General features: G+C 71.8%; 10 protein-coding genes and 1 pseudogene. 5 read left to right on the plus strand and 6 right to left on the minus strand.

What is annotated here, in order from left to right:
• The first annotated feature begins 382 nt into the window (after positions 1–382).
• Both IE142_RS25130 and ptsP read left to right on the plus strand, forming a co-directional pair.
• Positions 383–832, plus strand: a complete 450-nt coding sequence (locus IE142_RS25130) for a PTS sugar transporter subunit IIA (protein ID WP_191887870.1) — start codon at positions 383–385, stop codon at positions 830–832.
• 77 nt (positions 833–909) lie between these two features.
• Positions 910–2,580, plus strand: coding sequence for a phosphoenolpyruvate--protein phosphotransferase (gene ptsP / locus IE142_RS25135; RefSeq protein WP_191887871.1), 1,671 nt, complete (start codon positions 910–912; stop codon positions 2,578–2,580).
• A gap of 73 nt (positions 2,581–2,653) precedes the next feature.
• Here the strand turns inward: ptsP and IE142_RS25140 are convergent, their stop codons facing one another.
• Together IE142_RS25140 and IE142_RS25145 are read right to left on the minus strand one after the other, a co-directional pair.
• Positions 2,654–3,544: a DUF8829 domain-containing protein gene (locus tag IE142_RS25140; RefSeq protein ID WP_191887872.1), complete on the minus strand. Its 891-nt coding sequence runs from the start codon at positions 3,542–3,544 to the stop codon at positions 2,654–2,656.
• Positions 3,545–3,666: 122 nt separating this feature from the next.
• The gene (locus tag IE142_RS25145) at positions 3,667–5,643 is read right to left on the minus strand and encodes an acetoacetate--CoA ligase (protein ID WP_191887873.1); all 1,977 of its coding nucleotides are present in this window, start codon (positions 5,641–5,643) and stop codon (positions 3,667–3,669) included.
• Between the two features lie 212 nt (positions 5,644–5,855).
• Here IE142_RS25145 and IE142_RS25150 point away from each other — a divergent pair, with 212 nt between their 5' ends.
• Positions 5,856–8,237: a TIM-barrel domain-containing protein gene (locus tag IE142_RS25150; protein WP_191887874.1), complete on the plus strand. Its 2,382-nt coding sequence runs from the start codon at positions 5,856–5,858 to the stop codon at positions 8,235–8,237.
• Positions 8,238–8,268: 31 nt separating this feature from the next.
• Here IE142_RS25150 and IE142_RS25155 read toward each other — a convergent pair whose 3' ends face one another.
• Both IE142_RS25155 and IE142_RS25160 read right to left on the minus strand, forming a co-directional pair.
• On the minus strand, positions 8,269–8,805 hold the full coding sequence (locus IE142_RS25155) for an NUDIX domain-containing protein (protein WP_191887875.1): 537 nt from the start codon (positions 8,803–8,805) through the stop codon (positions 8,269–8,271).
• A 47-nt stretch (positions 8,806–8,852) separates the two neighbouring features.
• On the minus strand, positions 8,853–9,662 hold the full coding sequence (locus tag IE142_RS25160; RefSeq protein ID WP_191887876.1) for a M15 family metallopeptidase: 810 nt from the start codon (positions 9,660–9,662) through the stop codon (positions 8,853–8,855).
• 149 nt (positions 9,663–9,811) lie between these two features.
• Here IE142_RS25160 and IE142_RS25165 point away from each other — a divergent pair, with 149 nt between their 5' ends.
• Both IE142_RS25165 and IE142_RS25170 read left to right on the plus strand, forming a co-directional pair.
• A complete protein-coding gene (locus tag IE142_RS25165; protein WP_191887877.1) occupies positions 9,812–11,437 on the plus strand; it encodes a GGDEF domain-containing protein in 1,626 nt (541 codons plus the stop codon).
• 315 nt (positions 11,438–11,752) lie between these two features.
• Positions 11,753–12,362: pseudogene (locus IE142_RS25170) on the plus strand (MIP/aquaporin family protein); the annotation flags it as partial.
• A gap of 103 nt (positions 12,363–12,465) precedes the next feature.
• Here the strand turns inward: IE142_RS25170 and IE142_RS25175 are convergent.
• Positions 12,466–13,071, minus strand: a complete 606-nt coding sequence (locus tag IE142_RS25175; protein WP_043375304.1) for a GTP-binding protein — start codon at positions 13,069–13,071, stop codon at positions 12,466–12,468.
• Between the two features lie 46 nt (positions 13,072–13,117).
• Positions 13,118–13,513 (minus strand): DUF742 domain-containing protein, encoded by a 396-nt coding sequence (locus IE142_RS25180; RefSeq protein WP_191887878.1) that lies wholly within the window; start codon positions 13,511–13,513, stop codon positions 13,118–13,120.
• Between the last annotated feature and the right edge of the window lie 4 nt (positions 13,514–13,517).

Genomic DNA, 13,517 nt, shown 5'->3' on the forward strand with positions numbered 1-13,517 from the left:
AAGGAACGGTCGCTTCCTTTGTACTCACCCTCTCGGGCTTTCCTCCGGGCGCTTCCCTTCGGTGTTTCCAACACTATCAGGCTTTCCTGGTGCTTCTGACCACCATCCTGCGGGCATGCAGAAGGCGATCCGGCGATAGGATCTGACGAGTTGGTTGCTGCCGCGGCGGATGCTTGGTTCGCACCCCTCAGCCTCAGGCAGGACTAATTACTGTACACGGTGTCGTGGAAAGCGTGCAAATCCGGGTGGACTGTGGTCTAGACCTCTAATCGGAACTCTCGTGCGGAACCGGTACTTCCTATGACATACCCTGCTGCACAGTGGCGCCGTCCGGGACAGGCAGTGACGGCCCGTACACATCTCCGCCCCCTGGAGGCTCCCCATGACCACCGTCTCGTCCCCGCTCGCAGGACGTGCCATCGGACTGGCCGCCGTGCCCGATCCCGTCTTCTCCGGGGCCATGGTCGGCCCGGGTACCGCCATCGACCCCGTCAGGGAGCCTTCAGAGGCAGTGGCCCCCGTGGACGGGGTCATCGTCTCTCTGCACCCACACGCCTTCGTCGTGGTCGACGACAGCGGGCACGGCGTTCTCACCCACCTCGGTATCGACACCGTGCAGCTCAACGGTGAGGGGTTCGAGCTTCTGGTGAACAAGGGGGACACCGTCGTACGCGGGCAGGGCGTGGTGCGCTGGGATCCGGCGGCCGTGGAGGCCGCGGGCAAGTCGCCGGTCTGTCCGATCGTGGCCCTCGAGGCGACCGCCGAGGCGCTCACCGAGCTCCGTGAGGACGGCGAAGTGACGGCCGGCGAGAGTCTCTTCCTCTGGAAGTGACATCAGCGCCGTCGTAGGACGGCTCGTAGGACAACCACCGCGGCGGCGGGACCCGCCGCACTATCGGGACAGGTGAGATGGAGACAACGCTGCGAGGCGTCGGTGTGAGCCACGGCGTGGCGATCGGCGAGGTTCGGCACATGGGGACGGCGGTGCTCGAGCCGCCGGCGAAGCGAATTCCGGCCGAGGAAGCCGAGCGCGAGCAGGGGCGCGCCCGCAAGGCCGTGGAGGCGGTGGCTGCCGACCTGATGGCGCGCGGCAATCTGGCGGGCGGCGAAGCCCAGGCGGTGCTCGAGGCGCAGGCCATGATGGCCCAGGACCCCGAGCTGATGGCGGATGTGGAGCGACGGATCGCCGTCGGCAGCACGGCCGAGCGCGCGGCGTACGACGCCTTCGCCGCCTATCGCGCTCTGCTGGCCGGTGCCGGTGAGTACCTGGCGGGCCGCGTGGCGGATCTCGACGATGTGCGGAATCGTATCGTCGCCCGTCTGCTCGGGGTGCCGATGCCGGGCGTCCCGGACAGCGAGGAGCCCTACGTCCTTATCGCGCGTGACCTCGCGCCGGCGGACACGGCGCTGCTGGACCCGACGCTGGTGCTCGGATTCGTCACCGAGGAGGGCGGTCCGACCAGCCACAGTGCCATTCTCGCGCGGGCGCTCGGTGTGCCTGCCGTGGTGGCGCTGCCGGGTGCCGGGGAGCTTCCGGAGGGCACGGTCATCGCCGTGGACGGCAGCACCGGCGAGATCCTCGTCAACCCCAGCGCGGAGAAGAAGGCGCGGATGGAGGCGGACGCGGCCGAGCGCAAGGCCGCCCTCGCCGCATCGACGGGGCCGGGGGCGACCTCGGACGGTCACAAGGTGCCGCTGCTGGCGAACATCGGCGGTCCCGCGGACGTACCCGCTGCTGTCGAGGCCGGGGCGGAGGGTGTCGGTCTTTTCCGTACCGAGTTCCTCTTCCTCGACGACAGCGAGAACGCACCGTCCGAGGAGAAGCAGGTCGCCGCCTACCGACAGGTGCTGGAGGCCTTCCCCGAGGGGCGGGTCGTCGTGCGGGTGCTGGACGCCGGCGCGGACAAGCCGCTGGACTTCCTGACGCCGGGCGACGAGCCGAACCCGGCGCTGGGCGTGCGCGGGCTGCGGACGCTGCTCGATCACCCGGAGGTGCTGCGCACGCAGCTGACCGCGCTGGCCAAGGCGGCGGAGGGTCTCCCGGTCTACCTCGAGGTCATGGCCCCGATGGTCGCTGACCGCGCCGACGCCAAGGCGTTCGCGGACGCGTGCCGCGATGCCGGGCTGCGGGCGAAGTTCGGCGCCATGGTGGAGATCCCGTCGGCCGCGCTGCGGGCCCGATCGGTGCTGCAGGAGGTCGAGTTCCTGTCGCTGGGGACGAACGACCTCGCGCAGTACACCTTCGCGGCCGACCGTCAGGTGGGCGCGGTGTCCCGGCTGCAGGACCCGTGGCAGCCGGCGCTGCTCGACCTCGTCGCGCTGTCCGCTGAGGCGGCGAAGGCGGAGGGCAAGAGCTGCGGCGTCTGCGGTGAGGCGGCGTCGGACCCGCTGCTGGCGTGTGTGCTGACCGGTCTGGGCGTCACCTCCCTGTCCATGGGTGCCGCGTCCCTTCCCTACGTCCGGGCGACACTGGCGAAGTTCACGCTGGCTCAGTGTGAGCGGGCCGCAGCGGCGGCCCGGGCCGCGGACAGTGCCGAGGATGCGCGCAACGCCGCTCAGGCGGTGCTGTCCGGCGAGTAGGGCCGGGCGGGGCCGAAGTCGTGGCCGTGAGTGCGGGGCGTTCCACCTTCGGGTGGGGCGCCCCGCACCGCGTTCAGTGGTGGTGTCCCGGTGACCTGTGGTCGTCTCCCAGGTCGGGCGGCGCGCAGTAGTCGACGTTGGACTCCGGGGCGATGAGGTCGCCGGATTCCACGTCGGTGCAGTAGGCGTCGAAGACCTCGCCGGCGGTGAGGGGTTCGAGGCCGTAGCCGCGCAGGCGCCAGCCGTGGATGCGGTCGGGGCCGTTCGGTGTGCTGGTGCGCATGACGAGCCCGCCGGGGCTGTGGGTGGCCAGGCCGAGGGCGAGGACGCTGGTGAATTCGAGGGCCTCGGCCTCGTCGATGAGCGGGGTGCCGTCGAGTTCGTCGTCGGCGTGGAGGACGGAGACGAGGGTTTCCGGGGAGCCCGAGACACTGCAGACCAGGTGCCGGTTGCCCGGTGGGGCGGTTTCGAGGACGCGCAGGAGGAGGCGCGAGGCGCGGGTGAACGCGGCTCGGCCGAGGTCCTCGCCGCAGGTGGTGCAGCTCCCGAGGTGGGCGAGGAGGTGGGACGCGTACTCCCAGGTGGCCTGACGGACGGCTTCATCGACCAGGACGGGGAGAAGGTCGGCGAGTGGCTGGCCCTCGTACGGGACGGTGGGGCCGTTGGCCGCGAGTTCGGCGGTGAATCGGCTGCGGCTGGCGGGGGCGTCGGGGTCGAGGCCCGCCCCCGTGCAGAATTCGGCGTACTCCTCGGGGTCGAAGAGGGCGATCGTGGTGTGGGTGCCCTGTGCTGCTCGTGTTTTGAGCAGGGCTTCCACCTGGTGGAGGTAGGCGGCGTGGTCGTCGAAGCTGAAACTTCGGTAGCGCCGCATGGCGCGGAAGTCGTGTTCGTCGGTGAGCAGTCCGATGGTGCCGGCGATTTCCCGGCGCAGGTCGCGTCGCGTGGTCTGGTCGGTGTGCGCCATGTTTCCCCCTGTGCGCAGTCGATCAATGCTCACTCACAGTAACCGGCGGCACTGACAACGGCGTCGGGTCGGGCGTCGTGGACCGGCCGCCTGTCGCGGCGGCCGATCGGGCGAGGGCATGGTCAGGTGCGCTTTCGGGCGAGGCCCTCGTAGAAATGGAGCAGGTCGAGGTTGTCGATGGAGCCGGGGTTGACCGCCTTCTCCAGTGGGGCGCCCTGGAGGAGGCGCTTGACCGGTACCTCGATGCGCTTGCCGGTCAGGGTGTGCGGGATGCCGGGGACCTCGATGATCTCGTCGGGGACGTGGCGGGGGGAGAGTTCTTCGCGGATGGTCCGCTTGATGCGGGTCAGCAGGGTCTCGTCGAGGGCGGCGCCGGGGGCGAGGTGCACGAAGAGGGGCATCCAGTAGCCGCCGTCGGGCTGTTCGACGCCGATGACGAGGGACTCCTTGATCTCGGGCAGCCGCTCGACGGCTTCGTAGATGTCCGCCGATCCCATGCGGACGCCCTGCCGGTTCAGAGTGGAGTCGGAGCGGCCGTGGATGACGACCGATCCTCGTGAGGTGACGGTGATCCAGTCGCCGTGCCGCCAGACGCCGGGGTAGGTGTCGAAGTAGCTGTCGCGGTAGCGGCTGCCGTCGGGGTCGTTCCAGAAGCGGATCGGCATGGACGGCATGGGGTTGGTGACGACGAGCTCGCCGACCTCGTCGGTCAGGGGCTTGCCGGCGGGGTCCCAGGACTGCAGGTCGGTGCCGAGGCCGGGGGCCTGGAGTTCGCCGATGTACACCGGGAGGGTGGGGACGGCACCCGCGAAGCAGGAGCAGACGTCGGTGCCGCCGCTGACGGAGGCGATCCACAGGTCGGCGCCGCCCGCGGCGAATTCGTCGTGCAGCCAGCGGAAGCCGTCGGGCGGGAGCGGGGAGCCGGTGGTGGCGACGCACTGGATCTTGGAGAGGTCGTGGTCGCGGGCGGGGTGGACGCCGGCTTTGCGGCAGGCCATGACGTAGGCGGCGGAGGTGCCGAAGAGGGTGGCGCCGGTGCGTTCGGCGATGCGCCACTGGGCGTCCGTGTGCGGGAAGCCGGGGCTGCCGTCGTAGAGGACGATCGTGGTGCCGGTGAGGAGACCGGAGACGAGGAAGTTCCACATCATCCAGCCGGTCGAGGTGTACCAGAAGAAGCGGTCGTCCGGACCGAGGTCGCAGTGCAGGCCGACCTGTTTGAGGTGCTCGACGAGGATGCCGCCCTGGGACTGGACGATGGCCTTGGGCAGGCCGGTGGTGCCGGACGAGTAGAGCACCCACAAGGGGTGGTCGAACGGCAGCTCCTCGAAGACGGGGTCCACGTCCGCGGCCGTCAGTGTTTCCCATTCCAGCGCGCCCTCGGGTGCCTCCCTGCCGAGGAGTGGGATGTGGACCACGGCGCGCAGGGTGGGCAGTTCGCGGCGGAGTTCGGCGACGGTGTCGCGGCGGTCGTGTTCCTTGCCGCCGTACCGGTAGCCGTCGACCGTGAACAGGACCACGGGTTCGACCTGCTGGAAGCGGTCGAGGACGCTGCGGGCGCCGAAGTCGGGGGCGCAGGAGGTCCAGACGCCGCCCACGGCGGCGGTGGCGAGGAGGGCGACCACGGCCTGGGGGATGTTCGGGAGGTAGCCGCTGACGCGGTCGCCGGGGCGTACCCCGAGGGTGCGCAGTTCGGCTGCGAGCGAGCCGACCTGTCGGCGCAGTTCGGCCCAGCTGACGGGAGTGGGGTCGTGGGTCTCGTCGACGTACAGGAGGGCCGGTTCGTCCGCGCGGGTGGCCGCCGCGCGCAGGGCGTGCTCGGCGTAGTTGAGCGTGCCGCCGGGGAACCACTGGGTGCCGGGCATCGAGCGGTCGCCCAGCACGCGCGCGTAGGGGGTCGCGAAGCGGACGTCGAACCATTCGGTGACGGCTTGCCAGAAGGTGTCCGGCTCGTCGACGGACCATCGGTGCAGGGCCGCGTAGCCGCCCTCGGCGGGCGCGCCGTGGTGTGCGGCCGCCCAGGACTGGAAGGCGGTGATCCGGGCTCGCGCGATGCGTTGCGGATCCGGCTGCCAGAGCGGCTGGGGGTTCTCGGTCGACATGGGCGGCTCCCGGACTGTGCGCGTCGTGTGCGTCCTCCGCGCACGGGCTGGGGTGTGCGCGTGACGCGGCTGACACGGACGATGCCATGTGATCGTCTCCCGCACCAGGGCGCGACCCACATAGTCGGCCTCATGAAGATGTGGTGCCGTTACGGGTGAACGGCAGTTGAACGAGACCCGCGCGGGGGCTGGTCGGTGGCAGGGTGAGCAGCATGGACGGTCGTGACCTGGTGCGTTCGATGAAGGCGGTCGGTTCTGCGGGGGCGGCGCACGGGTTGCGTACCGTACGGGCGGCGTGGCGCAGGCGGCGGGCGGATGCGGCGGGGCTACCGCCGCGGGGCGCGGAGCGCGCCCGGGTGCCAGGGCCGATGCGGGAGGTGGAGCCCGGGCCCGGTGGCGGGATCATCCGGTTCGACCGTTCGGAGCTGCGCGTCCTCGTCGCCGTGAACGGGGCGGTGTTCTGGGGGTGGGACGGGGCCGGGCCGGAGCCGTCGTACGCGCTCGCGGGCCGCTGTCCGGAGCCCGATCCGCGGGCGGTGCTGGAGCCGGACAAGGACGGTGGCTGGCGGGTGGTGGCTGAGCGGGCGACGGTGGCCGTCTCCCGGCACGGAGCGATCGAGGTCCGTACGCCGGGGGGCGTGGTGCTGCGGCGGGAGCTGCCGCCGCGCTGGTGGGAGCCGGTCGATGGCGGTCGGGCCCGCTGGACGCAGCGGTCGGAGGTGGCGGCGGACGCCCGCTTCTTCGGGCTCGGTGGACGGTCCTCGGGCCCGCGGTTGCGGGAGGGCACGTACCGGCTGTGGAACGGCGCCGCCGCTCCGGGGTTCGGTTCGGGTGAGGACCGGTCGTCGGTGACGATGCCGGTGCAGTTGGTGGTGGCGGACGCGGGGACGCATCTGGTGTTCCACGACAGTTCGTGGGACGGGACGGTGGCGTTGCGGGAGGGTGAGGAGGGGGCTGGGTCGGGGCACGACCGCCCGGGGCGCAGTGTGCTGCGGATGGAGGGTGGTCCGCTGCGGTGCTGGGTCGCGGTGGGCACTCCCGCGCGTGTGCTGCTCGCGTGGGCCTCGCTCACCGGGGCGCCGGCCCTGCCGCCGGCGTGGGCGCTCGGTCACCAGCACGCCCGGTCGGGTTCCGGTGACGAGCAGGGGGTGCGGCGGGTCGTGGCCGGCTTCCTGGAGCGTGATCTGCCGTTGGACGCCGTGCATCTGGACGCCGGGCATCTCGATGGAGGTCAGGTGTTCACCGTGGACGAGGAGCGGTTCCCCAAACCGGCCGTCCTCGCGGAGGAGCTGCGGCGGGACGGTGTCCGGCTGGTGTCGGTCGTCGATCCGGCGGTCCCGGCCGTACCCGGCAACGCCGTGTACGACGGCGGTACGGGTGAGGACGCCTTCGTGCGGGATGCCTCGGGGCCGGTCGTGCGCGGGTTGGCGCGGCCCGGGGAGGTCGTGTTCCCGGACTTCACGCGCGCGCGGGTGCGCGAGTGGTGGGGCGGGTGGTACGAGGAACGGCTCGGCCGGGGGTTTGCCGGCTTCTGGCACGACTTGGACGAGCCCACCTCGTTCGCCGCGTTCGGGGAGCCGACGTTGCCGCGTTCGGCCCGGCACTCGCTGGAGGGCCGGGGTGGGGACCACCGGGAGGCCCACAACGTGTACGCGCTGTGCATGGCCCGCGCCGGGTTCGAGGGGCTGCGGGCCCTGGCGCCCGGGGAGCGGCCGTTCGTCCTGTCCCGTTCCGGGTGGGCGGGCATGCAGCGTTACGGCGGTGTGTGGGCCGGGGACGTGGGCGGCGGCTGGCCCGGGCTGCGGGCCTCGCTGTCGCTGGTGACGGGGCTCGGGCTGTGCGGGGTGCCGTACGCGGGGCCGGACGTGGGCGGGGCCGACGGGTGTCCGTCGCCCGAGTTGTATCTGCGGTGGCTGCAACTGGCCGCTCACCTGCCGTTGTTCCGCACGCGGGGTCGGTGGGAGGCGGGCGGCGGTGAGCCGTGGGGGTTCGGTGCCGAGGTGCTGGAGCACGCGCGCGTGGTGCTCGACGGACGGCGGCGGCTGCTGCCGTACTTCGTGACGCTGGCGCACCTGGCCCGGCGTACGGGCGCGCCCTATGCGCGTCCCATATGGTGGTCGAATCCGGAGGAACGGGCTCTGCGGGACTGCGAGGACGCCTTCCTGCTGGGCGATTGTCTGCTGGTCGCGCCGGTACTGGACCCGGGGGCGGACCGGCGGGCGGTGCAACTGCCCCGGGGACGCTGGTACGACACGGCGACGGAACGGGCGTACGAGGGACCCGCGCAGGTTCTCGTCGACGCCCCCGTGGCACGTATTCCGGTGTTCGCGCGCGCGGGTGCCGTGATCCCGGTGCGCGGGGAGGACGGGGCGACGGTACTCGAGGCGTGGGCGCCCGCGCGGGGGCGGACCGGCGGCGGGCTGGTCGTGCCGGACGCTGGCGACGGCTGGGAGGAGCCGGAGATCGAGCGGTACGGCTCGCGTCGGGAGGGGCGGCGGGTGGTCGTGGAGCGGCAGGGCGAGAACGGCGTGTGCGAGCCGTCCCGCCCGGTCCGTGTCCGCGGGTTGGAGGTGGAGCGCTCGGCGCGGACGTAGCGTCAGCCCAGATCGGATCCGGAAGTGCGGATCAGATGTAGCGGCCCTCGAACCAGGCCCGCACGGCCCGCGTGTGGAGGGGGAAGGCCAGCTCCTCCGCCCTGCGCAGCAGGTGCCATCCCTCGGTCTCGTCCGTGGCGGCGGACGGCGGAAGGCCCTCGGCCGACCGTTCCGGGAGGAGGCCGAAGAGCAGCAGGTGGCCGTCGGGCGAGCTCATGGCGTCGATCAGCCGTACGTCGCGGCTCGCCGCGTCGATGCCCGTCTCCTCCTTGAGTTCGCGCACGACGGCCTGCCGCCAGTCCTCCCGGTCGTCGACGTAGCCGCCGGGCAGTGCGACGCCTCCGCGCGCGGGGGACACGGTTCGGGTGATGACGACCAGGGCGGTGCCCTGCGTGTCGTACACGGGCTGGAGGGCGACCGCGACCGGCAGTGGGTTGCGGTAGGCCACGGTGCCGCACGCCGGGCAGGTGCGGGGCCAGCCGGAGACGCCCTCTCCGTAGAGCGATCCGCAGCTCGAACAGTGGCACCCGGGTGCGGAGTTGGGAACGGAGGTATGAGATTCGGACACGCGGCGGACTGTATCCGATGGTTCGGTGGGCGGCTCCGGCAGGCGGCTCAACGGCGGCCGGCGAGGGACTTCGCGGAGACCGGGAAGTCGAAGTAGGTGTCCGTGTACGGCTCGGGCTTGTACGTGAAGTGCCACCACTCCTCGGGGAGGTTCACCAGGCCGACGTCCTCCAGGGTGTCCTTCAGCAGCAGCCGGTTGGCGCGCTGGATGCCCTGGATGCGGGGGTCGAGGGTGTGGGAGCGGGTGTCGAAGCAGTCGTAACCGGTGCCCATGTCGGTGGAGTTGTCGGGGAATCGCTCCTCCTGGGGCGCGTAGCAGGGCACCAGGGGCTCTCCGGGGCGGTAGGGCCGGGTGGGCTTCGCCGGGAGCCGTACGAGGGTGAGGTCGACGGTGGAGCCGCGGCTGTGGCCGGACTTCTCGGCGATGTAGCCGTCCGCGAACAGGCGGGTCTTGTCGATCTCCGGGTAGAACTCGGCCTTCATCCTCTGGTCGTCGAGGTCCTCGGCCCAGCGGACGAAGTGGTCGACGGCGCGCTGCGGCCGGTAGCAGTCGTACACCTTGAGGGAGTAGCCCTGGTCCAGCAGGCGGGTCTGGGCCCGGTGGAGGGCTTCGGCGGCGGGGCGGGTGAGGATGCACAGGGGCTGCCGGTAGCCGTCGATGGGTTCGCCGACGAAGTTGTGCCGGGTGACGTAGCGCATCTCCTGGATGATCGTGGGGTCCACGCTTCTCAGGGCCACGAAGTCCTCGGGAGCCTTGGGCTCTTGCTTCGCCTGCGCGGTGGCGGGGGCGGCGGTCACGGTGACCAGGGCGGCGAGGGCGGTGACCAGGCCGCGGAACGCGGTGGAGATTCGTGTCATGCTCCCTGCATCTATCAGGCGGAGGTGGCGCGGGGGAAGTGGGCGGTCACCCGACACGCCCCGCGTACGCTCCGTGAGCGATGGGGAATCATGCGTGAACGTCTCATGAATTGGGCCCGGCCGGTCACCAGCGGCGCCATCCTGCTCCCGTGCGCTCCTGGACGGATACTCTCCGCTTCGCCTTCCAACCGGTGGTCAACCTGATGACCGGCGGGGTCGCGGCGCTGGAGATACTGGCCCGGCCGGAGGGCGGCGACATCCTGGCCGAGGCGCGCCGCGATCCCGGACTCGACGGGCGGCTGGCGGTGTCGGCGTTCCGCGCGGCGGTGCGCCAGGAGACATTGCTGCCGCTGCACGTCAACGTGTTCGCGGGAACGCTGGCCGACCTGGGTGGCCTCCAGCCCTTGCACGACGCCGTGCGCGAGGCGGGGCGGATGCCCTGGGAGGTGACGCTGGACGTCTGTCCGCCGTATGCGCATGTGCCTCGGCGGGCGCTGCTGGAGGCGGTTGCCGCGGCGCGGGGCCAGGGATTCCGCATCTGTGCGGACGGGGTCGGTGACGGTGACGCACCGCTGCGGATGCTGACGGACCTGGCGCCGGAACTGGTGAAGCTCGACGCCTCCTTGCTGGCGCGGCCCGCGGCGGTGCGGGCGATGCGGGTGCTCTGCGACGAACTGGGGGCGCTGCTGGCCGTCGAGGGCGTGGAGACCGAGTCGCAGTACGCTGCCGCGCGGTCGGCCGGCGCGCAGTGGGCGCAAGGGGAACTGTTCGCGCCGCCCGCGCGGCTGCCGGCGGCGGACGTGTATGTTCCGCCCGGTTCTTCCGGCGTCCTGCCGGCGCCGCGTTCGGGTCCGTCGGTCCGGCAGTTCGTGCGGCCGGCCGCGCTGTTGCCCGCGACCGCGTCGGCGGGGCAGGTACGGGCATTGCTGACCGGATCGCCGGACGTGTCCGGTGTGCTGCTCGTGGACCGGAACGGGGTTCCGGTGAGGTCGGTGCACCGGTCCCGTTTCCTGCTGTCGATGTCGGGGCGCTACGGGCACGCCCTGTACGCCGACCGGCCCGCGGCGAAGCTCGGCGACGTGCCGCGGACGGTGGGCGTCGACGCGACGGCCTGGGAGGTCCTGGACGTCGTGGCGGTCGGCGGCCCCGGCCGTACGTCGGACGACGTCGCCGTGGTCGACGCGCACGGACGGTGCGTGGGCGCCGTACGGCTCGCGGATCTCGTGCGGGCGCTGGCGGAGAGCCGGGTGGAGGAGGCGGCCGGACTCAATCCGCTGACCCGGCTGCCCGGCTCGGACGCGATCACGGGTGAGGCGGACCGGTGGATCGCTGAGGGGCGGGCGTTCGCGCTGAGCTGGCTCGACGTGGACCACTTCAAGCAGGTGAACGACCGGGCCGGGTTCGCGGCGGGCGACGAGCTGATCCGCGCGGTCGGCCGGGCGCTGCTGCAGACAGCGTCGGGGGCCACGCGCGTGGGGCACATCGGGGGTGACGACTTCCTGGTGCTCACCGAGCCGGAGGAGCTGGATCCGCTGGCCGCCGCCGTGCTGGACGTGCCGTGGTCGGCCGACGGGCGGCCCGTGACGCTGTCCCTGGCGACGGTCGTGTGCCTGCCCGGGAGTGTGCCGGACCATCGGCAGGCGGCGGCCTGCCTGGCCCCGCTGAAGGAGGCCGCGAAAGCGTTGGGCGGGGCGAGTTGGGTGCTGGGCCGGGCGGGGGCGCCGGGGCACGAGGTCCGGCGCGGCTCGAGCCGGGCGGCGGCGCAGACGGGCTGAGTCCGGCGCCCCCGCCGGTCGCGTGCGTCCGGGACGGCCGCGGCACGGCTCACGAAACGTTGCGGTCGCCCACCTTGACGCTCCGCAGGCGCCGGTGAACACTTCCGGTGTCAGTCGACATCGCCGTACATCTCGGCGTATTCCGGTACGGCGTCGCGCGGGCTTTTCCGTGCTTCGAGGCCCACTCCCCCACGGACGGTTCGGCTGCTACGGCACGCTCGTCACTCACGCCCCCTCGGCGCAGGACGCCATGGGAGACGCATCCGCACGTACGGACCGGGGTCGATCGTCCCGGGCCGGGGCCCAGGAGCCGCCATGAGCAACGGAGACGTCTTCGTCGGCGAGATCATCGGTACGGCGATTCTCATACTCTTCGGCGCGGGTGTCCGCGCCGCCGTGCCCCTCAGGTACAGCAAGGCCCGGGCATCAGGATGGGTGGTGATCGCGTTCGGCTGGGGGTTCGGCGTGCCGGCGGGCGCGTACACCGCGGCCCCTCTCTCCGGCGGGCACCTCAATCCGGCCGTCACTCGGGATCGCCGTCGACATTGGTGAGTGGGGCAAGGTCCGGGTGTACGTGCTGGGGCAGTTCGTCGGCGCGATACTCGGGGCCGTGCTGTGCTACCTCACGTACTTCGCCCGGTTCCAGGCCAACGTACGCGAGACCGGCACCACCGAGGGCACGGCGGAGGAACCCGTTCCGACGCTCGGCGTCTTCTCGACCGTTCCGGAGATCCGGAACCCTGTCGCCAACCTGATGACGGAGGTCATCGCGACCGTGGGGCTCGTCCTGCCGATCCTCGCCCTCGGGCTGACGGAGGGGCTCGACGAGTCCGGGACGCTGGTGCTGATCGTCGCCCTGCTCGTCGTCGGAATCGGCTACTCCCTCGGCGGTCCGACCGGCTACGCCCTCAACCCGGCACGCGACCGGAACTGACGCAAGGCGGTGGAGAAGAGCTTCGGGTGGGCTGGAGGGCGGCGACGGCTAGCCCGCGGGCGGACGACGACCTCGTCCGCCCCCAGGGAGGCAATCAGGTCGTGACGGCCCGGCGGCGGTCCGCGGCCTGGGCCATGGCGTGCTGGACCACGCCGATGAGGGTCTCCTTGACCGACTCCCGGTCGCGTGCGTCGCACATCACCAGTGGCACGTCCGGGTCGAGGTCCAGGGCCTGGCGGACGGTCTCGGCCGGGTACCGGGCCGCTCCCTCGAAGCAGTTGACGCCGACCAGGAACGGGATGGAGCGGCGTTCGAAGTAGTCGACGGCGGCGAAGCAGTCCTCCAGGCGGCGGGTGTCGGCCAGGACGACGGCGCCGAGGGCGCCCTCGGAGAGTTCGTCCCACATGAACCAGAACCGCTCCTGGCCGGGCGTGCCGAAGAGGTAGAGGACCAGGTCCTCGCGCAGGGTGATCCGCCCGAAGTCCATGGCGACGGTGGTGGTGTGCTTGCCCTCCACCCCGCTGACGTCGTCGACGGGCCGGCCGGCCTCGGTGAGCAGCTCCTCGGTGCGCAGCGGGCGGATCTCACTGACCGCTCCGACCAGGGTGGTCTTGCCGACGCCGAAACCGCCGGCCACCAGGATCTTGAGCGTGACGGGCTCGACCGGCGGCTTGCCGCGCTGAGAACGCCCGAAGATCATCGCTTTCTTCTCCTTAACGTGCCACTTGCCGTGCCTCCGGGCCCGTTCACAGTGCCCTCAGTCCATTGATCACGTCGCGCAGGATGCCCTCGTCCGGCAGTTCGGCCGGCGGCACGGGCCGGTTCACGTGAACCAGTTCGCTGTCCACGAGGTCGCCGACCAGAACCCGTACGACCCCGACGGGCAGGTCCAGTTCGGCGGCGAGTTCGGCGACCGACTGGGGGGCCTGCCGGCACAGTCCGACGATGTCCACGTGCTCCGGGGAGAGCGTGACGTCCGCCTCCGGGTCGTCCACGTGGGGTTCCGTGACGACGACCGCGATCAGGTCGAGGCGGTGCTGACCCGCGCTGGTGGTGCGGCCGCGCGTCATGGCGTACGGACGGACGACGGGGCCGGCCTCGTCGTCGAACCAGTGGTTTCTTCCCTGACCGTCTGCGCTCATGTCA

Source organism: Streptomyces mutabilis (genome assembly GCF_014649815.1).
GTDB lineage: Bacteria > Actinomycetota > Actinomycetes > Streptomycetales > Streptomycetaceae > Streptomyces > Streptomyces mutabilis.

Coding starts and splice junctions, on each gene's coding strand:
- IE142_RS25130 (WP_191887870.1), top strand. CDS start 383: ATGACCACCGTCTCGTCCCCGCTCGCAGGACGTGCCATCGGACTGGCC.
- ptsP (WP_191887871.1), top strand. CDS start 910: ATGGAGACAACGCTGCGAGGCGTCGGTGTGAGCCACGGCGTGGCGATC.
- IE142_RS25140 (WP_191887872.1), bottom strand. CDS start 3,544: ATGGCGCACACCGACCAGACCACGCGACGCGACCTGCGCCGGGAAATC.
- IE142_RS25145 (WP_191887873.1), bottom strand. CDS start 5,643: ATGTCGACCGAGAACCCCCAGCCGCTCTGGCAGCCGGATCCGCAACGC.
- IE142_RS25150 (WP_191887874.1), top strand. CDS start 5,856: ATGGACGGTCGTGACCTGGTGCGTTCGATGAAGGCGGTCGGTTCTGCG.
- IE142_RS25160 (WP_191887876.1), bottom strand. CDS start 9,662: ATGACACGAATCTCCACCGCGTTCCGCGGCCTGGTCACCGCCCTCGCC.
- IE142_RS25175 (WP_043375304.1), bottom strand. CDS start 13,071: ATGATCTTCGGGCGTTCTCAGCGCGGCAAGCCGCCGGTCGAGCCCGTC.
- IE142_RS25180 (WP_191887878.1), bottom strand. CDS start 13,513: ATGAGCGCAGACGGTCAGGGAAGAAACCACTGGTTCGACGACGAGGCC.